Raw genomic sequence first — 22,539 nt, forward strand, 5'->3', positions numbered from 1 at the left:
ACACACTCGGCCGTAAAAACCGTATGCTGCCGCGTCGATAGTATCTTGATCAAGCAATGAACATACGCAAAGTGACAGCGGCCGATTTAAAGCTGGGCATGCTGCTGCCGTGGGATGTCTACGGTGAAAATGGCGCTTTGCTGGTCCGCAAGGGACATATGATCGCCAGCGCCAACCAGATCCAGTATCTGGTCGAGCGCGGTGTCTTTGAAGACGGCGAAGCGCCGGAGGCCGCGCCCGAGCCGCCTTCCGTGCTGCGCAAGCTCAACGCGGCCTATCTCGAACTGCACACGCTGCTGCAGGCGGCATCACAAGGCATGGCGCCGCCCGACTTCCGCCGCCGTCTGGACGACATCGCGCTGCTGGTGCACGCCGCCGTCGACCTGAATGCCGACATCGCCACCGCCAGCATCTTGCACAACCAGCAGGCGGCGCCGTACGCGGCGCGCCACAGCGTCAACACGGCCGTGGTGGCGGTGTTGCTGGCGCGGGCCCGCCAGCGTTCGCGCAACGACGTCATGACGGTAACGCTGGCCGCCCTGACCATGAACACCGGCATGCTGGAACACCATCAGCGCTGGCACGACAGCAGCGCCGTGCTGGACGAGGCCGACCGCGCCCGCATGCTGGCCCATCCGGCGCTTAGCGTGCAACTGCTGCGCGCCGCCGGCGTCAACGACGAGGCCTGGCTGGACTGCGTGCTGCACCACCACGAAAACGAGGACGGCACCGGCTACCCGCACGGCAAGGTCGGCGCGCAGATTCCGCTGCTGTCCAAGCTGGTGGCGCTGGCCGACCGCTACTGCGCCCGCGTGTCCGAACGCCACTACCAGCCGGTGATGACCGCCAACGGCGCGCTGCGCGACATGCTGCTGGAAGCGCGCACCACGCTGGACACCAACCTGGTGTCGCTGGTGATCCGCGAGCTGGGCATTTATCCGATCGGCACCTGGGTGCGCATGATCAATGGCGAGGTGGGCGTGGTGTCGCGCCGCGGCCTGCAATCGACCACGCCGCACGTGGAGTCGGTGCTGGGGCCGCGCGGCGCGCCGCTGGACGTGTTCCTCCAGCGCGACACGCGCAACGAACTGCATACGATACGGGAAGTATTGACCAACGCCCAGGTGCTGGCGCTGGCCGCCCCGCCGCTGCGCATGGCGCAGGTGTGGGGGCGGGCGGCGGTGGTTTAGTTCAGCATCGCGTCCAGCCGGCCCTGCTGCGCCAGCTCGCGCAGCATGCCGATGGTGTCGATGTCCGACTCGACGTAGGCCGAGCGGCGGAACTCGTCGTACATGGCGTTGGCCTCGTCGGTGGCGGCGTCGTGGCTGTCCTCGTACTGGAAGCGCACGAACAGCGCGTTCTCGTTCGGCTGCTCGATGGTCATGGTCAGGCTGGACTCGGCGATGTCCTGCTGCGCGGCCACGCGGTAGCGCACCTGGCGCATCGGCTCCAGCTCCACCCGGTCCTCCACCACCAGTTCGCCGTAGCGCAGGCGGCGGCGGAAGCCGTTGTCGGTGCGCTGGTCGATGATGGCCTCGTCCAGATGCGGCACGAACAGCTTGGGCGACTCGGCGCGCAGCACCAGGCCGGCCCAGACCTGCTTGACGCTCAGCGTGTCGATCAGGGGATTCAGCGGGTCGTTGACTTCGATTAAGTGTTCAAATTTCATAATTGCAACCAATATAAGGTGGGGCGGTGGCCGGGAATTCCCGCATGTTAGCGTATTGTTAGCTATGCTACCTGCGGCATATCAGTGGCGGCCGCTGTGACTGATACAATGTGGGGCTGTTTGTCCGTTTTACTAGCCCTCGTCCGATGTCCACCAAAGTCCCCGTTTTCGGCCTTAATTTGCCTCAGAGCCAGGCTGTTACCTACCTGGATGGTCCCTGCCTGGTGCTGGCGGGCGCCGGCTCGGGCAAAACGCGCGTGATCACCCAGAAAATCGCCCACCTGATCGAGGATCGCGGCTACGACCCGCGCACCATCGCCGCGCTGACCTTCACCAACAAGGCGGCGCTGGAGATGCAGGAGCGCATCGCCAAGCTGCTCAAGCAGCCCAAGCAGGCCAAACAGCTGACGGTGTCGACCTTCCACTCGCTGGGCGTGAAGATTCTGCGCCAGGAGGCCAACGGCGTCGGCCTCAAGGACCGCTTCTCCATCATGGACAGCGACGACTGCGGCTCGCTGATCCAGGACCTGGCCATTACCACCGATAAACAGGTGGTGCGGCGCATCCAGACCGACATCTCGCTGTGGAAGAACGGCCTGGTCGACCCCATGGTGGCGCTCAACCAGGCCAAGGACGAGGACGAGGCACAGTCGGCGCGCGTCTACGCCAGCTATGTGGCCACGCTGTCGGCCTACCAGGCGGTCGACTTCGACGACCTGATCCGCCTGCCGGTGGAGCTGTTCCGCAACAACGACAATATCCGCGACAAGTGGCAGCGCCGCCTGCGCTACCTGCTGATGGACGAGTACCAGGACACCAACACCTGCCAGTACGAGCTGGTCAAGCTGATGGTGACCGGCATCGGCAAGAAGCCGATGTTCACCGCCGTGGGCGACGACGACCAGGCCATCTACGCCTGGCGCGGCGCCTCGGTGGAAAACCTGAAGACGCTGCAGACCGATTTCCCCGACCTGGAGGTGATCAAGCTGGAGCAGAACTACCGCTCCACCACGCGCATCCTGCAGGCGGCCAACGCGGTCATCGGCAACAATCCCAAGCTGTTCGAGAAATCGCTGTGGTCCGAGCACGGGCTGGGCGAGCCGATCCAGGTGATGTCGATGCCCAACGACGATGCCGAGGCCGACCAGGTGGCGATCATGATCTCGGCCGACCACTTCGAGCGCAAGAACAAGTGGTCGGACTACGCGATCCTGTATCGCGGCAACCACCAGGCGCGCATCATCGAGCAGGCCTTGCGCAAGGAGCGCATTCCGTACACGATTTCCGGCGGCCAGTCGTTCTTCGACAAGGCCGAGATCAAGGACATCATCAGCTACCTGCGGCTGCTGGCCAACACCGACGACGACCCGGCCTTCATCCGCGCGGTGACCACGCCGCGCCGCGGCGTCGGCCAGTCGACCATGGAAACGCTGGGCACCTTCTCGGGCCAGTGGCAATGCTCGCTGTTCGAGGCGGTGTTCAAGGGCGGCATCGAGGCGCTGCTGAACGAGCGCCAACTGACGCCGCTGCGCGACTTCTGCAACTTCATCAACAACCTGGAGTCGCGTGCCAGCCGTCCCGGCCCGTCCGGCAGTGGCGACAATGCCGCCCAGGTGCTGGATGACCTGCTGGAGGCGATTAATTATGAAAACTATTTATACGATATGTTCGACGAGCGCGCGGCCCAGAGCAAGTGGCAGAACGTGCTGGAATTCGTCAACTGGCTGAAGGATCGCGGCCGTGGCGGCAAGGACCGCGACGGCGAAGAGAAGAACGTATTGGAGCTGACGCAGATGGTGGCGTTGATGTCGATGCTGGAAGGTCAGGATGAGGACCCGGACGCGGTGCGCATGTCGACGCTGCACGCCTCGAAGGGGCTGGAGTATCCGCACGTGTTCCTGGTCGGCTGCGAGGAAGGCATCCTGCCGCACAAGGGCGACGCCGACGCGCCGGCCGAATCGATCGCCGCGCGGGTGCAGGAGGAGCGGCGCCTGATGTACGTCGGCATCACGCGCGCGCAGCGCACGCTGAAGATCACCTGGTGCAAGAAACGCAAGCGCGCGGGCGAGCAGGTGCATTGCGACCCGTCGCGCTTTATCAAGGAAATGAAGTTGGATGAGGGCACCGCCGTGCCGCAGGAATCCGAAGTGCTGACGCCGAAGGAACGCCTGGCGCGCATGAAGGAACTGCTGTCCACGCCCAAACCCGACAAGGAACAACCATGAACACCGAAGACCGCTTCGTCAACATCGAAATCAAACTGGCCTACGCCGAAGACATGGTGGACTCGCTCAACCAGCGCATCCACGAGCAACAGCAGCAGATCGACAAGCTGGAGCAGTTGTGCGCCTCACTGGCCCAGCACGTGCGCAACCTGGCGCAGAACAACGGCGGCAGCCAGCTTCCGCACGAGCGCCCACCGCACTATTGATCAGGCCAGCACGGCGCGCAGGGCCTCGATGGCCAGCGCGTGGTCTTCCGCCTGACGCAGGCCGGAGACGGTGACGGTGCCGATGATGCCGGTGTCCTTGATGGTGATCGGGAAGGCGCCGCCATTGGCCGCGTAATCGACCGGCGGCAGGTATTTGATGTCCTCGAACGACACGCCACGGTGCTTGTGGTCGATGCCGACGTAGAACGAGCAGCGGCCGAAGCGCGCCACCACGTTATTCTTGCGTCGTATCCAGTCGGCCTGGTCGGCCGAGGCGCCCTGCATCGCGTGGTGGAACAGCACCTTGCCGTTGATGGTGATGTTGACCGTGATGACCTTGGCCCGCGCCTTGGCCAGCTCCACGATCTTCAGGCCCAGCGCCAGCGCGGTATCGCTGCTGAAGGCGGTGAACTGCAATTCCTTTTCCTGCTGCGTCAGCGTATCCAGCAATTCCGCGTAGTTTTCCATGCTTCTTTCCCGTTGGTGGCTATGTTCAGCCAGCAGTGTAGCCGATGCGCTGTCGATTTGCGCTATGCTCGTCCGTCGTCCGGGTACACTGACTTTTTTTGAGGGGAATCGATCATGACCATCAATACCGTACAACTGCAACGCGTGCTGAAAGCGACGCCGGACCGCGTCTACCGCGCCTTTCTCGACCCGGACGCGCTGGCCAAGTGGCTGCCGCCGCATGGCTTCATCGGCAAGGTGCACCAGCTGGACGCGCGGGTGGGCGGTGCCTACCGCATGTCGTTCACCAATTTCACCACCGGCGACAGCCACGCGTTTGGCGGCGAGTACCTGGAACTGGTGCCGGGCCAGAAGCTGCGCTACACTGCCACGTTTGACGATCCCAACCTGCCCGGCCAGATGCAGACCACCGTCACGCTGCGCGAGGTGTTCTGCGGCGTTGAAATGAAGGTGGTACAGGAAGGCATTCCGGCCGTGATCCCGGTCGAAGCCTGCTACCTCGGCTGGCAGGAATCGCTGGTGCTGCTGGCGCAGCTAACCGAGCCGGAAATCCGCGAATAGCCGCCCACCAAAGCTCATGCCGATGTCGTTCCGGCCCAGGCCGGAACCCATAGAACGTTTGCATGACATGGACGCATGCGGCGTATGGATTCCGGCCTGCGCCGGAATGACAAATCAAACGCTAACGGAAAGCTAGCCGCCCCCTTAGCCGTCCTTATCGATACGCGACTGAATGTGCCGCGCCCGGTCCGGCGACGATGGGTGGGAGCTGAACATATCATGCCCGGGCCCTTCCAGCCTGGCCAGCTTCTGGAACAGCGTCACCAGGCCCTGGCGGGACAGCCTCTCCTTCAACAAGATGCCGTAGGACTGGTCATCGGCATCGGTTTCCTGCGCCTGCGAGAATTGCGCCTGCAGGAACTTCTGCCCCAGGTCGGCCAGCTCCGACTGGCTCAGCGTCGCGGCGGCGCCGCTGACCGCGCCGGCCGCCCCGCGCGCCGCCTGCAGCGAGTAGGCGGTCTGCATCGATTTCTTCGAGTGGCCCAGCAGCACGTGGCCGATTTCATGGCCGACCACGGCGCGGATCTCGTCGTCGTTCATGATGTCCATCAGGCCGGCGAACACGCGGATGCAGCCATTGTCCATGGCGAAGGCGTTGACGTCGGTCACTAGGTAGACCTTGGCGTCGAGCCGTTTGCCGTTGAAGGTGTTCAGCTTGAGCGGCTTGAGCGCCGCCGCCAGGCGCTTGGCGTACTTGCTGCCGGGCGCCGCCACCTTGTTGGTGCGGTCCATTTCGGCGCAGGAGCGCGTGGCCAGATCGATGACCTCGGCGTCGCTCAGGGTGGCGGCCTTGATCGCCAGGCTGGCCGAGTTGGCCAAGCCGCCCAGATCGATGGGCGCGGCCATGGACGGGGTCAGCGGCAGCAACAGCGCGCAGCTACACAGCAAGGAAGAAAGATATTTCATGCGGCACTCCTTCAAGATCGATTTTGCCCCGGGCCGGGGCAGGCGGTTTCATTTCCTAAAAGAAATCATAGAAAGCTTTCCCCGGCGGCGTTTTAACCCAGGTCAATCAGCCGGACTGATCTTGCTGCAGTTGTCGCCACAGTTGATTTGGACCACAATGCCTGTCTTATCGAAGGAGGCAAGCGTGGGTAAAGGGAGATTGGAAGCATTCAGCGATGGCGTAATCGCGATCATCATTACGATCATGGTGCTGGAACTGAAGGTGCCGCATGGCGCCGACTGGGCGGCGCTGAAGGAGCTGGTGCCGGTGTTTGGCAGCTATGTGCTGAGCTTCATCTACGTGGGCATCTTCTGGAACAACCATCACCACATGCTGCACGCCTCGTCCGTGGTCAATGGCCGGGTGCTGTGGGCCAATCTGCATTTGCTGTTCTGGCTGTCGCTGCTGCCGTTCGCCACCGGCTGGATGGGCGAGAACGAGTTCGCGCCGCTGCCGGTGGCGCTGTATGGCGCCATGCTGTTCATGTGCGCGGCGGCCTACACCCTCCTGGAAAAGTCGCTGATCGCCATTAACCGGCACGACGCCGTGTTGGGCCAGGCGGTGGGCAAGGAAGTCAAGGGCATCGCCTCGGTGGTGCTGTATCTGTTGGCCATTCCGGCCGCCTACCTGCACGTGTGGATCTCGTTCGCCCTGTACGCACTGGTGGCGCTGCTGTGGTTTATTCCCGACCGCCGCATCGAGGCGCGCCTCAGGGATTAGCGTTTGTCGATTTCATGTGCAGTGCAGCATGGTTTGCCAGTGACGGCCGCCATGGCGCGCTGCTATGATCTGATGCTTAACGTGCTGCATTGCTACTTTGTCAGCATTTTCCCTGGCGTTTTTTGAAAGATGATTATGTCCCGTCCTCAAATGCTCGTTGTCGCGGCCGCCCTCGGCCTGGCGTTTTCGCAAACCGTTTTGGCCGCGCCGGCAGTTTTGGCTGGCAATCCGCTGGCCGTTGAAAGCACGCTGCCGTTCCACTATCCGGCGTTTGACAAGATCAAGGACGAGCACTTCATCCCCGCCTTCAACGAAGGCATGCGCCAGCACCTGAAGGAAATCGACGCCATCGCCAACAACAAGGCCGCGCCGAGCTTCGACAACACCATCGTGGCGATGGAAAAATCCGGCGCGCTGCTGACCCGCGTGCAGACCATCTTCGGCAACCTGCAGGGCGCCAACACCAACGACAAGCTGGACGCCATCGACAGCGAAATGTCGCCCAAGCTGGCCGCGCACAACGACGCCATCTACCTCAACGCCAGGCTGTACGCCCGCGTGAAAGCGCTGTACGACAAGCGCGCCTCGCTGAAGCTGGACCCGGAATCCGAACACCTGCTGGAGCGCTACCACACCGACTTCGTGCGCGCCGGCGCCAAGCTGTCGGCCGCCGACAAGGAAAAGCTAAAGGCCATCAACGGCACCATCGCCAAGCTGCAAACCACCTTCACCCAGAACGTGCTGAAGGAAACCAATGCCTCCGGCCTGGTGGTGGACACGCGTGAAGAGCTGGCCGGCATGAGCCCCGCCGCCATCGACTCTGCCGCTGCCGCCGCCAAGGCCAAGGGCATGGACGGCAAATTCTTCGTCGCCCTGGTCAACACCTCCGGCCAGCCGCCGCTGGCAGTGCTGACCAATCGCGCGGTGCGCGAGAAGCTGATGGCGCTGTCGCTGGCGCGCGGCAGCCATGGCGGTGAGTTCGACAACCGCGAGGTGGTGCTGAAGATCGCCAAGGCGCGCGCCGAAAAGGCCACGCTGCTGGGTTACGAGAACTTCGCCGCCTACTCGCTGGAAGACCAGACCGCGCACGACACCGCGTCGGTCAACAAGCTGCTGGGCGAACTCGCCAAGCCGGCCGTCAACAACGCGAAGAAGGAAGCGGCCGACCTGCAGGCGGTGGTGGACGCCGACAAGGGCGGCTTCAAGATCGGCGCCGCCGACTGGGCCTACTACACCGACAAGGTGCGCGCGCAGCGCTTCGCCTTCGACGAGAATCAGCTCAAGCCTTATTTTGAACTCAACAACGTGCTGACCAATGGCGTGTTCTACGCCGCCAATAAGCTGTATGGCCTGTCGTTCAAGGAGCGCAAGGATCTGCCGGTGTACAACCCGGACGTGCGCGTGTTCGACGTGTTCGACGCCGACGGCAAGCAGCTGGCCATCTTTATCGCCGACATGTACGCCCGCTCCAACAAGCAGGGCGGCGCATGGATGAACGAGTACGTGTCGCAATCGTCGCTGTTGGGCACCCATTCGGTGGTGGCTAATCACCTCAACATTCCGAAGCCGCCGGCCGGCGAGCCGACGCTGCTGACCTACGATGAAGTGAAGACCGCCTTCCACGAATTCGGCCACGCGCTGCATGGCATGTTCTCCAACGTGAAGTATCCTCGCTTCTCGGGCACCAGCGTGCCGCGCGACTTTGTCGAGTATCCATCGCAGGTCAACGAGATGTGGGCCGTGTGGCCGGAAGTGCTGGCCAACTACGCCAAGCATTACAAGACCGGCGAGCCGATGCCGAAGGAGCTGCTGGACAAGGTGATCGCGTCGAAGAAATTCAACCAGGGCTTCCTGACCACGGAATATCTGTCCGCGTCGCTGCTCGACCAGCGCTGGCATCAACTGACGCCCGCCCAGATCCCGACCGACGTGCTGGCGTTTGAAGCCCAATCGCTGAAGGACATGGGCGTCGACTTCGCGCCGGTGCCGCCGCGCTACCGCACCACCTACTTCTCGCACAGCTTCTCCGGCGGTTACTCGGCCGGCTACTACGCCTACCTGTGGTCGGAAAAGCTGGACGCCGACACCGTCGAATGGTTCAAGGAAAACGGCGGCCTGCAACGCAAGAACGGCGACTGGTTCCGTGCCAAGCTGCTGTCGCGCGGCGGCACGGACGATGCGATGAATTTGTTCCGCAACTTCCGCGGCCGCGATCCGGTGATCGAGCCGCTGCTGGAACGCCGTGGCCTGACCGGCAAATAATGTAAAGGGACCTCCATGAATCGCACCAACGTTATCATCGCCGCCAGCGTAGCGGCAGTGTTCAGCATCGCCCACGCGGAACCGGCTTCGCTGCTGCCCGCGTCGAACCCGTTCGCCAAGCCGAGCACCCTGCCGTTCGGCTACCCGGCCTTCGACAAGATCAAGAACGAGGACTATGCGCCGGCGTTCGAGGAAGGCATGCGCCAGAACGCCGCCGAAATCGAGGCCATCGCCAACAACAAGGCCGCGCCGACGTTCGACAACACCATCGTGGCGATGGAAAAATCCGGCCAGCTGCTGTCGCGCGTATCGAGCGTGTTCGGCAACCTGTCCGGCGCCAACACCAACGACACCTTCAAGGCGCTGGAACGCGAGCTGTCGCCGAAACTGGCCGCCCACAGCGACGCCATTCGCCTGAACAGCAAGCTGTACGCGCGCATCAAAACGCTGTACGACAAGCGCGACAAGCTGCACCTGGACGCGGAATCGAAGTACCTGCTGGAGCGCTACCACACCGACTTCGTGCGCGCCGGCGCGCAGCTGTCCGATGCCGACAAGGCCAAGCTGAAAGCGATGAACGCGGAACTGGCCAAGCTGCAAACCACCTTCGCGCAGAACGTGCTGGAAGAAGCCAACGCCTCGGCGCTGGTGGTGGACACGCGTGAAGAACTGGCCGGCCTGTCGGACAAGGCGATCGACGCCGCCGCTGCCGCCGCCAAGGCCAAGGGCATGGACGGCAAGTTCCTGATCCCGGTCGTGAACACCACCGGCCAGGCCAGCCTGTCGGTGCTGACCAACCGCGCGGTGCGTGAGAAGCTGATGGCGTTGTCGCTGGCGCGCGGCAGCCATGGCGGCAAGTACGACAACACGCAAGTGGTGCTGTCGCTGGCCAAGCTGCGTGCCGAGAAGGCCGCGCTGCTGGGCTATCCAAGCTACGCCGCCTACGCGCTGGAAGACCAGACCGCGCATGACCCGGACGCCGTCAACAAGATGCTGTCCGAATTCGCCCGCCCCGCCGTCGCCAACGCCAAGAAGGAAGGCGCCGAGATCCAGCAGGTGATCGACAAGGAAAAAGGCGGTTTCCAGCTGGCCGCGCAGGACTGGGCCTTTTACAGCGACAAGGTGCGCGCCGAGCGCTTCAACTTCGACCAGAACCAGCTGCGTCCCTACTTCGAGCTGAATAGCGTCATCACCAACGGCGTGTTCTACGCCGCCAACAAGGTGTATGGCCTGACCTTCAAGGAGCGCAAGGACTTGCCGGTGTACGACCCGGACGTGCGCGTGTGGGACGTGTTCGACGCCAACGGCAAGCAACTGGCCATCTTCATCGGCGACTACTACGCGCGCTCCAACAAGCGCGGTGGCGCGTGGATGAACGCCTACGTGTCGCAATCGTCGCTGATGGGCACCCATCCTGTGGTGGCCAACCACCTGAATATTCCGAAGCCGAATCCGGGCGAGCCAACGCTGCTCACCTACGACGAGGTGCGCACCACCTTCCACGAATTCGGCCACGCGCTGCACGGCATGTTCTCCAACGTGAAGTACCCGCGTTTCGCCGGCACCCGCGTGCCGCGCGACTTCGTCGAATTCCCGTCGCAGGTCAACGAAATGTGGTCGGTGTGGCCGGAAGTGCTGGCCAACTACGCCAAGCATTACCAGACCGGCGCGCCGATGCCGCAGGAACTGCTGGACAAGGTGATCGCGTCGAAGAAATTCAACGAAGGCTTCCGCACCACCGAGTACCTGGCGGCGTCGATCCTGGACCAGAAATGGCACCAGCTGGGCGTGTCGCAGATGCCGTCGGATGTGCTGAGCTTTGAGGCGCAATCGCTGAAGGACGCCGGCGTCGATTACGCGCCGGTGCCGCCGCGCTACCGCACCACCTACTTCTCGCACGTGTTCGCGGGTGGCTACTCGGCCGGCTACTACGGCTACCTGTGGTCGGAAAAGCTGGACGCCGACACGGTGAACTGGTTCACCGAAAACGGCGGCATGCTGCGCAAGAACGGCGACTACTTCCGCAAGATGCTGCTGTCGAAGGGCGGCACCATGGATGCGATGCAGATGTACCGCAACTTCCGCGGCCGCGACGCCCAGATCGAACCCCTGCTGGAGCGCCGTGGTCTGACCGAGAAGTAATCTGCATGGCGAGTAGCGCCGGCCCTTCGCCAGTGCTACTCGCATGCGATATCGCGGTAGTAGTTTTTGTCCGGATATTGCGGCTGATAGTCAGGGCGCTCTGGCATGGGATAGCCATGTCTGCTGGTCCATGCCTCGATGTCGGGGATGACGCCTGGCCGTTCGTCCGCTGGGCAGTCATGGAGACATAGCCAGGTATTGCCATGCATGCCGATGACAGGCTTGGGTGCGTCTTTCAGTCGGGCCCACCCGACGAGTTGGCCGATGAAGTTGCCGCGCTTTGTGTAGGTGGTGACATCGATATAAGGGCGTTCTTCGTCAAACAGTTGCGCCGTCCATTCTCTGCAACCGACGTCACCAAAATGTCTTCCGCTTTTCCACCCTTTCTCGTATCGCGCGCGATCGAGGAAAGTACATGGGCTGGGACCAAAACTGAGATTGCCTGGAATGCCCTGCGACCACCTGAGATAAGGAAGCGCATACGGTTGGGTCGCCGGATAATCGGGCGGGACGAGCATGATAAGGTCGTTGAGTGACCGCCTTCCCGTAAATCCTCGCAGATCGTTGTCGCCGCCGGTTACATTGCCTTTAGCATCGAAAGAAATCAGGGTCGTGGCAATAGCCTGACTGTTTGGTGCCGAAAAAGTCGTAGCGTTTCGCATCAGTATTCCACCATGACGGAGGGGAGAAGCAGAGCCTCTCCTGCTGTCTTTAGAATTCATTTGCTGCGCTTCACGATAGTCTTTTGCCCGGTCCTATGCTGGCGAGATAAACAGCAAGTAGCGAATTTCCCAGTCGCGTTCGAGCCAGTCGTGTTGCTCTGCCTCACTGAGATCCTCCGCGTGTGACAACGTCATCAAACAAGCCAACACGCCCGCCAACTGGACTTTGATTCTATACACGGTGTTCTCCTTACCAAGTTTGCTTATAGTGGTTATGCTCGTTAATATCGTCTCTGTAGTTTTTTGGAATATTCAGGTTTGGACCGTTTCATCTCCTCTTTTTTATTCATGCTCACTAGTCTTCGTAATTAATTTTCTCTTTAGGAACAGGCAGTTCATGTTGTATCGACCATGCCGCAATATCTGTAATGATTCCGGGTCTGTCACCGTGGGGACAATCGAGCAGACACATCCAAATACCATTATGCTGGCCGATGATTGGCTTTTTCTTATCAGTAAATCTTGACCATCCCATGAAGTGCCTGATAAAGCCCCCTTCATCAGTGTAGGTGGTGACGTCAATGTAAGGCTGATTTGGATTGTAGAGTTGGCTTGCCCATTCAACACAGCCAAAATAACCTACCCCTGATTTATTATCCTCACCCTTTTCGTAATACGCCGAGTCATCGGATGTGCAGAGCGCAGGAAATTCCAGATCTTCGTCATACCAATTTGCAAAGTGGTAAAGGTGGCGATCTTTTTTGCCACTTGTCTTAACAAATACCATGCGATCAAAATTAGTTCTTCGCGCGGTAAAATGCGAAAGTGGCGCAGCTGGATTGACCACCTGAGCACTTGGAGTAAAGCGGACCATCACAACAGCAAGTGGACCGATGAGGTAAGAAGGGGAAAGTAATTCTTTTGCATTAAGGTAAAGTAAATTTTTATTTGGAGCCATTTTCTGATTAATCCGTTGTGCGTAAGTCCTTTGCTGACGTATGTCTTTTTCTGGCGCCACAAAAATCACGTATTGAATTTCCCACGGCTTGCTGCTGCTCTGGCTTATCTCCAGCATCATTTGCTCGAGGGTCTGCGCGTGTGATGCGGAAGTCAGCATCAAGGCGAACCAAGTTGAATGAATAATGGCTAACTTATTCATAGATATTGTGCTCCCAAATAGTTAGATGAAGATGGTTGTCATGTATTTTCTCATTGCTAGTTATTTGTGCATTTGCGACGATTTGTCCGTTGTTAGTATTAACCTCCATATACCAGGGGTCGAATATTTGCTTGATTGATTTTTCCTTGCCCAATGCCTCACGAAGCTTGCGCATAAGTTTCGGATCGGATTTTTCAACTTGAGCTTTCCACTTGTTTAGCAACTCTGAAGAGTCGTTAGAGGATTTATTGTCTTTAGCCTTGGATGCCTTTTGCGATTGGGTGTAAAGATCCTTCTCCAGATCACTAACATTTGGATTTTTTGATTGTCCCGGCTCAGTAAGTCCTTCTCGATTTATCTGGACCTTACCGTCGGCATCGCGGATAGTGGTTATATCGAGGCCGAGACCAGCTCTGTGCAAAATCGAGCCATGCATCGGCCGCCATGTCGAGGTAACCAGTATTTCGTCGATGCCGACCGTGCAGGCAGCGCTGAAAAGGGCGGCGAACGCACATGGATGTGTTCGCGGCAGCACATCTTTCATAAGAGAACAGTTTTTAATGTTCTCTTCGGCATTACCGGACCTCTGAAACTGAACGACTAGCGCACCCGTGTCTTTGTTCTTGTGATTAGCTATCTTCAGCATGGCTCCGGGTAGTCCGCGATAAATGCTACACACAGCATCGCGGACAACAGCTGGAGTCTCATCCGGCATTAATGAATTAGCCTCGGCTTCTGTATATCGATGGGAGACCATCTGCCAGATATTTCCTGTCAGGCTAGCCTGGTAACAGGCGACACGGCTATTTGAGGGACGAAACTCGGGTTTTCCAACAACAGGTTTGAGATCGCTAAACTGACCTTTTTTTTCCACGATGTTGACTAAAACGTCATGCTCACCTACCTCAACTTCATAAACGGGGTATTGCCGAGAATTAGGATGGACGTCGCTGTTCAGATAGAGTGCGACTTTGCTGCCAGTCGCCACGTTGAGCTTGATCTGTCGAGAGATATCTAGTGTCCGTGCTTTGCCTCCGTTTTGTATTTTGCCGTCGATGACCACCAGATAAGGCAGCGCCAAGGTTTTGGCTTTAGAAGCTGTGGTGTCAAATTGGTAGCAGACTGTTCGTCTGGCGCTCACGGGGACGGCTTTGACGCTGGCGTTGGTGTCCAGGGTGGCGGCGGCATCACTCATCGCTCGCCTCGCTTTCCCAGTAGAGCTTGACGGTGTCCGGGTTGTCGCTGCTGACGTGCCGGGTGTGGCCGTCTTCATCGGTCACGCCGCGCACGGTGCGGCCGTCGGGCAGTTCGATGCGGTAGGGCAGGCCGGCGACCGGTTGGCCGGTGGTGTCGTCAACAGCGCGGAAGGCGCCGCTGTATGGCCTGCGGCTTTCGCTGGGCATGGCGCTGTTGGCCGATGCGGACGCGCTGTCGGTCGCGCCACCGCCGCCGCCGCCATCGTCGATCACCATCTGCTGCTGGGTGGCGATCAGTTTGGCGCCGCAGGCGGTTTGCATGCCGTCGACCGCCGTGCCGATGCCGGCGTAGGTGTGGAAGTCCAGCCCTTCAATGATGGGAAATGTCCCTTTGCACTGCGGACAGAAGGTTTTATGCCCCAGTTGCGCGACGGCGCGGCCGTTGGTCGTGATCAGCTCGTTGCCTTCCAGGACTTTGCCGCCGTGCGAGGTCGGGTCGCCTTTGCAGATGACTGCGCGCATCATGAGCTTCTCCGGGGGAAAAAGAAGCCACTCTAGAGCGCCGCTGCGTGGCCGGTGCTGATCTGGCGCAAAAGCTTGCGTTAAGCATCACACCGGCGCCACAGTCAGTTTGTGTACAATCACTTCATGAATACCCCGAACAACCAATTACACGGCGTGACGCTGGAAGCGATTGTGACCCGTCTGCAGGCATACTATGGCTGGGAACAACTGGCGCAGCGGATCGATATCAACTGTTTCATCAGCGATCCCAGCATCAAGTCCAGCCTGAAGTTCTTGCGCAAGACGCCGTGGGCCAGGGCGCAGGTCGAAGAACTGTATCTGGCCACCAAATTCTAAACAGGGAACGATTATGGACAGCAATCTGAAAACTTCGCTCAAGAGCCTGCACGCCAATCTGGCCAATGCCGGTCCGGTCGATGAGGAACTGCTGGACCTGCTGCGCCAGCTGAATGGCGATATCCAGGCGCTGCTGGAACGCGGCGCCGCGCCGGCTCCCGGCGAGTCCACCACCTATGGCCTGGCCGAGCGCTCGCAGGAGCTGTCGGCCAAGTTCGCCGCCAAGCATCCGACGCTGGAGTCGGGCCTGCGCGAGCTCGGTACCATCCTGTCAAACATGGGCATTTGATAGCGTTTTCGCACAAGTGTTTGAAAAGTAAAAGGAAATTCTTCGCCGCGTGCGCGGAACGGGGCCAATTCCGGTACAATACGGCCCCATGAATCCCCCTACCAATTTATTTGCGGCCGTCCCGAAGCGGTCTGAACGCGCTCCCGTCGCGCCTTTCCTGCCGATGTCGCGCGCGGAGATGGACCAGCTCGGCTGGGACGAGTGCGACGTCATCCTGGTGACCGGCGACGCCTATATCGACCATCCGAGCTTCGGCATGGCGTTGGTCGGTCGCCTGCTGGAAGCCAATGGCTACCGCGTCGGCATCATCGCCCAGCCGGACTGGCAGTCGGCCGACGCCTTCCGCGCGCTGGGCAAGCCACGCCTGTACTACGGCGTCACGGCCGGCAATATGGATTCGATGGTCAACCGCTACACGGCCGACCGCAAGCCGCGTTCGGACGACGCCTACACCCCGAACGGCGAGCCGAACAAGCGTCCCGACCGCGCCGTCACCGTCTACGCCCAGCGCTGCCGCGAGGCCTTCCCCGGCACGCCGGTGGTGATCGGCTCGATCGAGGCGTCGCTGCGCCGCATCGCCCACTACGATTACTGGTCGGACAAGGTGCGCCGCTCGGTGCTGTTCGAGTCCAAGGCCGACATGCTGATCTTCGGTAACGCCGAACGCGCGCTGGTCGACCTCACGCGCCGCATGGCCGAGGGCGAGAACATCAAGAGCATCCGCGACCTGCGCGGCACCGCCTTCCTGGTGCCGGCCGGCTGGATGCCGGGCGAGGAGTGGGGCGTGCACAACAGCACCCGCGTCGATACGCCAGGCAAGGTCGACAAGCATATCGATCCTTATCTGATGGTCGAGCCGAATTCGCCGACCTGCGCTACCAGCAGCGATCCGAACGCCAAGCCGGCCGAGGAAACGAATCCCGCCATGGTCGAGCCGACCAGGGCCGTGATCGAAGCCGCGCCGCCGGCGCCGCCGCCGTCCGAATACAAGCCGATCCGCATCATGAGCCGCGAGGAGCGGCGCGCGATGGAGCTGGAAAAGCACCACAAGACCGTGGTGCGCCTGCCGTCGTTCGAGACCGTGGCCAACGACCCGGTGATGTACGCGCACGCCTCGCGCGTGTTCCACCTGGAGTCCAACCCTGGCAACGCGCGCGCGCTGGTGCAGGGCCACGGCGACCGCGACGTCTGGATGAACCCGCCGCCGCTGCCGCTGCAGATGGACGAGATGGACAACGTCTACGACATGAATTACGCGCGCGCCCCGCACCCGAGCTATGGCAACGCCAACATCCCGGCGTGGGAAATGATACGCTTCTCGGTCAACATCATGCGCGGCTGCTTCGGCGGCTGCACGTTCTGCTCGATCACCGAGCATGAGGGCCGCATCATCCAGAGCCGCTCGGAACCGTCGATCCTGCGCGAGATCGAGCACATCCGCGACAAGACCAAGGGCTTCACCGGCATCATCTCCGACCTCGGCGGCCCGACCGCCAATATGTACCGTCTGTCGTGCAAGGACAAGGAAATCGAGAAGACCTGCCGCCGCCTGTCGTGCGTGTATCCGTCGATCTGTGTCAACCTCGGCACCAACCACAATCCGCTGATCAAGCTGTACCGCCGCGCGCGCGAAATCCCGGGCATCAAGAAGATCCTGATCCAGTCCGGGCTGCGCTACGACCTGGCGGTGCGTTCGCCCGAGTACGTCAAGGAGCTGGTGACCCACCACGTCGGCGGCCTGCTGAAGATCGCGCCCGAGCACACCGAATCGAATGTGCTGAGCAAGATGATGAAGCCGGGCATCGGCGCCTACGACGAGTTCAAGGCGCTGTTCGAGAAGTATTCGCTGGAGGCGGGCAAGAAGCAGTACCTGATTCCGTACTTCATCGCCGCCCACCCGGGCGCGACCGACGAGGACATGCTGAACCTGGCGCTGTGGCTGAAAAAGAACAACTTCCGCCTCGACCAGGTGCAGACCTTCATGCCGACGCCGATGGCCATGGCCAGCGCCATGTACCACTCGCGCCGCAATCCGCTGCACAAGGTCACCGAGGATTCGGAGGAAGTGTTCACGCCGCGCAGCCTCAAGCAGCGGCGCGCGCACAAGGCCTTCTTGCGCTACTACGATCCGAAGAACTGGCCGATCCTGCGCGAGGCGCTGCGCGGCATGGGCCGGGGCGACCTGATCGGCACCGGCGAGCGCCACCTGATTCCGCCGTACGTGGTGGGCGAAGAAAACTTCAAGGCTTCGCAGGGCAAGCGGGCGATGCCGATGCTGGCGCCGGGCGAGGGCAAGCGCAACCCGCGCGCGCCGCAGCCGGCCGCCGGCCACCGCGGCCGCCCGAACGCGCTGACCGGCTCGCTGACCGCGCGCGCCACCGTCGAGACCAAGGCCAAGCCGTCGATCCTGGATACCATCAAGGTCAAGAAGGCGGCGCCGGCAGCGGCACCGGCCAAGGGCGGACGCGGCGCGCCGCCGCCGCGCGGGCGCAAGTAAGCCGCACCACGAAAGCACCCTCCGGGGTGCTTTTTTTTGCATAAATTCTCAAAAGAAATGTTGTTAAGTTAGCGTAGCGGCTTAATAACGTGGATAATCCAGTTCTGCTCGTGCGATCTGTCGCCGCGCTGCCGGCCTACACTGTGTGCACCGCAGGCCTTATTCTGTGAACTGGAAGATCATGACTAAATTTAAACTCTCCTCCCTCTTGCTGGTACCGCTGTTTGCCGTGCTGGCCGCATGCGGCGGTGGTGGTGGCGGCGGCGGTGGCGGCTCGTCCGGCCCCGTGACGCTGAAAAGCATCGCCGTCAGCCTGAATTCCACCACCCTGCCGGTCACCACCACCCAGACCGCCACCGCCACCGGCACTTATTCGGACGGCACCACCAAGGCGCTGACCGTGGCCGGCGGCCTGGCCTGGTCGACCAAGAGCGGCAACGCCACCATCGCCTCGGTGGCCAGCGCCACCGGCGTGGTCACCGGCGTCGCGGTCGGCACCGAAACCATCAACGCCACCCAGGACGGCGTGACCGGCTCGGTCACCATCACCGTCATCGCGCCGTGGAAGGACGTGTCGGCCGGCGGCTTCCAGACCATCGCCCGCCGCGCCGACGGCAAGCTGTACGCGTGGGGCCAGAACAACTGGGGCCAGCTGGGCGACAGCAGCACCACCCAGCGCCTGTCGCCGGTGGTGGTCAGCAACGGCGCTGCCGCCACCGCCTGGACCAAGATCGCTGTCGGCGACCAGTTCGCCATCGGCCTGCGCGCCAACAGCGGTTCCTCGACCACCGCCGGCGGCACGCTGTGGGCCTGGGGCCTGAACAGCAACGGCCAGCTGGGCCTGGGCGACCAGGTCAACCGCTCGGTGCCGACGCTGATCGGCAAGGACACCAACTGGGTCGGCGTCTGGGCCGGCAAATACCACGTGGTGGCGCTGAAATCGGACGGCACGCTGTGGGCCTGGGGCCGCAACTCGGAAGGCCAGCTGGGTGACCTGACGCTGCAGGTGCGCACCGCGCCGGTCAAGGTCGGCGGCACCGACAAGACCAACACCGCCACCTACACGGCGGCCAGCGCCGGCGGCACCCACACCATGGCGATCGCCAAGGACGGTTCGCTGTGGACCTGGGGCGACAACACCTACGGCCAGCTGGGCAACGCCGCGGTCAGTACCACGCCGGTGCCGACCCCGGCCAAGATCGGCAGCCTGACCTATAACGCGGTCGCGGCCGGCGCCACCCACTCGGTGGCGATCGATTCGACCGGCAAGCTGTGGGCCTGGGGTAACAACGGCTCGGGCCAGGTGGGCAACAACGCCGGCAGCGGCACCGTCAGCGCGCCGGCCCAGATCACCACCGACAGCGACTGGACCATCATCGCCGCCGGCGGCGCCCACACGCTGGCGGTGCGCAGCAACGGCACGCTGTGGGCCTGGGGCGCCAACAGCGACGGCCAGCTGGGCGACGGCAGCGGCATCGACCAGATCTCGCCGATCCAGGTCGGCGCCGACCGCACCTGGGTCAGCATCAGCGCCGGCGCCGGCCACAGCGCCGGCCTCAAAGCCGACAACTCGCTGTGGACCTGGGGCCGCAACGCCGATGGCCAGCTGGGCAACGGCAAGACGGTGATCTCGGCGGTGCCGGTCAGCATCTCTAACCCGAACTAAGCGGTTGTCATCCGCAGCGACGGACGGCCGGCGCCAGCCTGGCCGTCCGTTGCTTTTTGTACCGTCACGTTGGCATAAAGCAGCGTGGCGCCGGGCGAAGCGGCTACACTAGAGTCACTCTCGTTTGCCCCGGAATCACTGTGACTGGATGCCGCTCCGCCCTCGCCTCGCTGTGCGCCGCCGCCCTGCTGCTGGCGGCCGCGCCGGCCTCGGCGCTGGAAAAAGTCACGCTGCAGCTCAAGCACGTCCACCAGTTCCAGTTCGCCGGCTACTATGCCGCCCGCGAGCTGGGCTATTACCGCGAGGCCGGCCTCGACGTGCGCATCCTCGAAGGGCTGGACGGCAACGCGCCCGAGCGCGACGTCATCGCCGGCAAGGCCGAGTACGGCACCGGCAGCAGCAGCCTGCTGCTGGCGCGCATGGCCGGCAAGCCGGTGGTGGTGCTGGGAGTGATCTTCCAGCATTCGCCGTACGCGCTGGCGATGCGCCAGACCGGCGGCGATCCCGACATCCGCCGCCTGATCGGCAAGCGCGCGATGATCGGCTCCCTCAGCGACGATCTCGGCAACGCCGACGAGCTGCTGGCCTATCTGACCAAGGAGGGCGTGCCGCCGAGTAGCTTCCAGCGGGTCGAGCACAGCTTCAATCCCGACGACCTGATCAACGGCAAGGTGGACGCCATGGCGATCTACACCACCAACGAGCCGGACACTCTCGACCGCCTGGGCTTTCCGTACGATATCTACAGCCCGCGCGCGGTCGGCATCGATTTTTACGGCGACAACCTGTTCACCACCGAGCAGGAGCTGATCAACCATCCGGAGCGGGTCAAGGCGTTCCGCGCCGCCAGCATGCGCGGCTGGCAATGGGCGATGAGCCACCAGGAAGAAGCGGTCGATATGATCCTGAGCAAGTACTCGCGCCGCAGCGACCGCCAGCACCTGCTGTACGAGGCGCACCAGATGGTGCCGCTGGTACAGCCGGTGCTGGTGGAAATCGGCTACATGAACCCGGAGCGCTGGCAGCACATTGCCGAGGTCTACGCCGGCCTGGGCATGATGGACCGGCGCGCCCGCTTCGACGGCTTCGTGTACCAGGCCGATGGCGCCCGTCCCGGCTTCAGCCTGGTCTGGCTGTACCGCGCGCTGGCCGGCGTGGGGTTGCTGCTGGTGCTGGGCGCGGCCATCCACTTCAGCCAACTGGCGCGCGAGCGCAAGCGCGCGCTGGAAACCATCCGCCACGGCGAGCAGCGCTTTCGCACGATGTTCGAGGCGTCCCCGCTGGGCATCGCGCTGATCGATTCGATCACGTATGAATACCGCGATATCAATGCGCGTTACCAGGAGATACTGGGACGTTCGCAGCACGAGCTGCGCGCGCTGCGGTGGCTGGAGGTGGGCCACCCGGACGACGTGGTGGCGATCAAGGCGCAGATGGCGCTGCTGACCACGCAGCAGATCAGCAGCTTCAAGGCCCTCAGCCGGCTGTTCCGGCCGGATGGCTCGGTGGCGTGGATCGACGTCTCGGTCAACGCCATCGCGCCCGAGGCCGGCAGCCATCCGCACCATTTGTGCATGATCGAGGACGTCACCGCCAAGAAGCAGAGCGAGACGCTGATCTGGCAGCAGGCCAACTTCGACACGCTGACCCAGCTGCCCAACCGCCGCATGTTCCTCGACCGGCTGGCGCACGACATGCTGAAGAGCCAGCGCGCGCAGTCGCGCATCGCCCTGCTGTTCATCGACCTCGACCACTTCAAGGAGGTCAACGACACGCTCGGCCACCAGCAGGGTGACGTGCTGCTGGTCGACGCCGCGCGCCGCATCGGCGCCTGCGTGCGCAAGTCGGACACGGTGGCGCGGCTGGGCGGCGACGAGTTCACCGTCATCCTGACCGAGCTGGAGTCGGGCGAGCAGGTGGAGCGCATCGCCCAGGACATCCTCAACCGCCTGCTGCAGCCGTTCGACCTGGGCGAGGAGCAGGCCTTCGTCTCGGCCAGCATCGGCATCACGCTGTATCCGGACGACGCGCTCGACATCGACGACCTGCTCAAGCACGCCGACCAGGCGATGTACGCCGCCAAGGGCGCCGGCCGCAACCGCTACAGCTATTTCACGCCGACCCTGCAGGTGGCGGCGCTGAACCGCATGCGCCTGACCAACGACCTGCGCGGCGCGCTCAAGGGCGAGCAGTTCGCGCTGTACTTCCAGCCCATCGTCCACCTGCAGAGCGGCGCCATCCACAAGGCCGAGGCGCTGATCCGCTGGAACCATCCGCAGCGCGGCCTGGTCAGTCCGCTGGAATTCATTCCGCTGGCCGAGTCGAGCGGGCTGATCGTCGACATCGGCGAATGGGTGTTCCGCGAGTCGGCGCGCTGGGTGCGGCGCTGGCGCCAGCAGGTGTATGGCGACTTCCAGATCAGCCTGAACCAGTCGCCGGCCGAGTTCCAGCGCGAGGGCCAGTCCTACCAGGGCTGGCTGCAGCACCTGCAATCGCTGGCGCTGCCCGGCCAGTCGCTGGTGGTGGAAATCACCGAGGGGCTGCTGCTGGACGCCAGCCAGGCGGTCAGCAACCGCCTGCTGCAATTGCGCGACGCCGGCATCCAGGTGGCGCTGGACGACTTCGGCACCGGCTACTCGTCGCTGTCCTACCTGAAGAAGTTCGACATCGATTACCTGAAGATCGACCGCTCCTTCACCCGCAACCTGGCGCCGGAGTCCAGCGACATGGCGCTGTCCGAAGCCATCATCGTCATGGCGCACAAGCTGGACCTGAAGGTGATCGCCGAGGGCGTGGAGACGCCGGAACAGCGCGACCTGCTGGCGGCGGCCGGCTGCGACTACGGCCAGGGTTATCTGTTCGCCAAGCCGCTGCCGGCCGAACAATTCGACGCCTTCCTGCGGGATAATGCTATGTCCACCGCAGATGCGATAGTCAAATCCAATTGAAACTATTGGAACAATCAATTTTGCAAATGGGATAAAAACGCTTAAACTGGCGTCTCAATGAT

At 62.3% G+C, this 22,539-nt stretch carries 19 protein-coding genes; 12 read left to right on the top strand and 7 right to left on the bottom strand.

Annotated elements, in window-relative coordinates:
- Window positions 1–56: 56 nt before the first annotated feature.
- On the top strand, window positions 57–1,190 hold the full coding sequence (locus FHW58_RS19500; protein ID WP_229265406.1) for an HD-GYP domain-containing protein: 1,134 nt from the start codon (window positions 57–59) through the stop codon (window positions 1,188–1,190).
- Here the strand turns inward: FHW58_RS19500 and FHW58_RS19505 are convergent.
- Window positions 1,187–1,669 carry an SRPBCC family protein gene (locus FHW58_RS19505; RefSeq protein WP_179674837.1) on the bottom strand — a complete coding sequence of 161 codons (483 nt, stop codon included), beginning with the start codon at window positions 1,667–1,669 and terminating at the stop codon, window positions 1,187–1,189. The genes FHW58_RS19500 and FHW58_RS19505 overlap by 4 nt on opposite strands.
- Window positions 1,670–1,815: 146 nt before the next feature.
- Here FHW58_RS19505 and FHW58_RS19510 point away from each other — a divergent pair, with 146 nt between their 5' ends.
- Window positions 1,816–3,894: a UvrD-helicase domain-containing protein gene (locus tag FHW58_RS19510; protein ID WP_179674838.1), complete on the top strand. Its 2,079-nt coding sequence runs from the start codon at window positions 1,816–1,818 to the stop codon at window positions 3,892–3,894.
- Window positions 3,891–4,100, top strand: a complete 210-nt coding sequence (locus tag FHW58_RS19515) for a SlyX family protein (protein WP_179674839.1) — start codon at window positions 3,891–3,893, stop codon at window positions 4,098–4,100. Before FHW58_RS19510 ends, FHW58_RS19515 begins: the two co-directional genes overlap by 4 nt.
- Here the strand turns inward: FHW58_RS19515 and FHW58_RS19520 are convergent, their stop codons facing one another.
- Entirely contained in the window at window positions 4,101–4,568 is a 468-nt protein-coding gene (locus tag FHW58_RS19520; RefSeq protein WP_179674840.1) for a heme-degrading domain-containing protein, read from the bottom strand.
- A gap of 114 nt (window positions 4,569–4,682) precedes the next feature.
- Between FHW58_RS19520 and FHW58_RS19525 the strand changes: the two genes are divergently transcribed.
- Entirely contained in the window at window positions 4,683–5,129 is a 447-nt protein-coding gene (locus tag FHW58_RS19525) for an SRPBCC family protein (RefSeq protein ID WP_179674841.1), read from the top strand.
- A 144-nt stretch (window positions 5,130–5,273) separates the two neighbouring features.
- On the opposite strand, the gene FHW58_RS19530 is transcribed toward FHW58_RS19525, so the two are convergent.
- On the bottom strand, window positions 5,274–6,035 hold the full coding sequence (locus FHW58_RS19530; protein WP_179674842.1) for a M48 family metalloprotease: 762 nt from the start codon (window positions 6,033–6,035) through the stop codon (window positions 5,274–5,276).
- A gap of 184 nt (window positions 6,036–6,219) precedes the next feature.
- Between FHW58_RS19530 and FHW58_RS19535 the strand changes: the two genes are divergently transcribed.
- The 3 genes from FHW58_RS19535 (at window position 6,220) to FHW58_RS19545 (ending at window position 11,199) form a co-directional block, all read left to right on the top strand.
- Window positions 6,220–6,795 carry a TMEM175 family protein gene (locus FHW58_RS19535; protein ID WP_179674843.1) on the top strand — a complete coding sequence of 192 codons (576 nt, stop codon included), beginning with the start codon at window positions 6,220–6,222 and terminating at the stop codon, window positions 6,793–6,795.
- 150 nt (window positions 6,796–6,945) lie between these two features.
- Window positions 6,946–9,057 carry a M3 family metallopeptidase gene (locus tag FHW58_RS19540; protein WP_179674946.1) on the top strand — a complete coding sequence of 704 codons (2,112 nt, stop codon included), beginning with the start codon at window positions 6,946–6,948 and terminating at the stop codon, window positions 9,055–9,057.
- A 15-nt stretch (window positions 9,058–9,072) separates the two neighbouring features.
- Window positions 9,073–11,199 (top strand): M3 family metallopeptidase, encoded by a 2,127-nt coding sequence (locus tag FHW58_RS19545; RefSeq protein WP_179674844.1) that lies wholly within the window; start codon window positions 9,073–9,075, stop codon window positions 11,197–11,199.
- A gap of 35 nt (window positions 11,200–11,234) precedes the next feature.
- Here the strand turns inward: FHW58_RS19545 and FHW58_RS19550 are convergent, their stop codons facing one another.
- The 4 genes from FHW58_RS19550 to FHW58_RS19565 form a co-directional block, all read right to left on the bottom strand.
- A complete protein-coding gene (locus tag FHW58_RS19550; RefSeq protein ID WP_179674845.1) occupies window positions 11,235–11,921 on the bottom strand; it encodes a hypothetical protein in 687 nt (228 codons plus the stop codon).
- A 295-nt stretch (window positions 11,922–12,216) separates the two neighbouring features.
- Entirely contained in the window at window positions 12,217–13,020 is an 804-nt protein-coding gene (locus FHW58_RS19555; protein ID WP_179674846.1) for a hypothetical protein, read from the bottom strand.
- The gene (locus tag FHW58_RS19560) at window positions 13,013–14,215 is read right to left on the bottom strand and encodes a hypothetical protein (protein ID WP_179674847.1); all 1,203 of its coding nucleotides are present in this window, start codon (window positions 14,213–14,215) and stop codon (window positions 13,013–13,015) included. Before FHW58_RS19560 ends, FHW58_RS19555 begins: the two co-directional genes overlap by 8 nt.
- Complete coding sequence (locus FHW58_RS19565) at window positions 14,208–14,741, bottom strand: PAAR domain-containing protein (protein ID WP_179674848.1); 534 nt, start codon at window positions 14,739–14,741, stop codon at window positions 14,208–14,210. Before FHW58_RS19565 ends, FHW58_RS19560 begins: the two co-directional genes overlap by 8 nt.
- A gap of 123 nt (window positions 14,742–14,864) precedes the next feature.
- Between FHW58_RS19565 and FHW58_RS19570 the strand changes: the two genes are divergently transcribed.
- The 5 genes from FHW58_RS19570 to FHW58_RS19590 all read left to right on the top strand — a co-directional run bounded on the left by FHW58_RS19570 (window position 14,865) and on the right by FHW58_RS19590 (window position 22,477).
- Window positions 14,865–15,077: a VF530 family DNA-binding protein gene (locus FHW58_RS19570; RefSeq protein WP_179674849.1), complete on the top strand. Its 213-nt coding sequence runs from the start codon at window positions 14,865–14,867 to the stop codon at window positions 15,075–15,077.
- 13 nt (window positions 15,078–15,090) lie between these two features.
- Window positions 15,091–15,366 (top strand): DUF4404 family protein, encoded by a 276-nt coding sequence (locus FHW58_RS19575; protein WP_179674850.1) that lies wholly within the window; start codon window positions 15,091–15,093, stop codon window positions 15,364–15,366.
- Between the two features lie 163 nt (window positions 15,367–15,529).
- Entirely contained in the window at window positions 15,530–17,863 is a 2,334-nt protein-coding gene (locus FHW58_RS19580) for a YgiQ family radical SAM protein (protein WP_218892821.1), read from the top strand.
- 181 nt (window positions 17,864–18,044) lie between these two features.
- Window positions 18,045–19,529 (top strand): RCC1 domain-containing protein, encoded by a 1,485-nt coding sequence (locus FHW58_RS19585; protein ID WP_179674852.1) that lies wholly within the window; start codon window positions 18,045–18,047, stop codon window positions 19,527–19,529.
- A gap of 140 nt (window positions 19,530–19,669) precedes the next feature.
- A complete protein-coding gene (locus FHW58_RS19590) occupies window positions 19,670–22,477 on the top strand; it encodes an EAL domain-containing protein (RefSeq protein ID WP_373996707.1) in 2,808 nt (935 codons plus the stop codon).
- Window positions 22,478–22,539 lie beyond the last annotated feature (62 nt).

The sequence above is a fragment of the Duganella sp. 1224 genome (assembly GCF_013408245.1).
Lineage (GTDB): Bacteria > Pseudomonadota > Gammaproteobacteria > Burkholderiales > Burkholderiaceae_D > Rugamonas.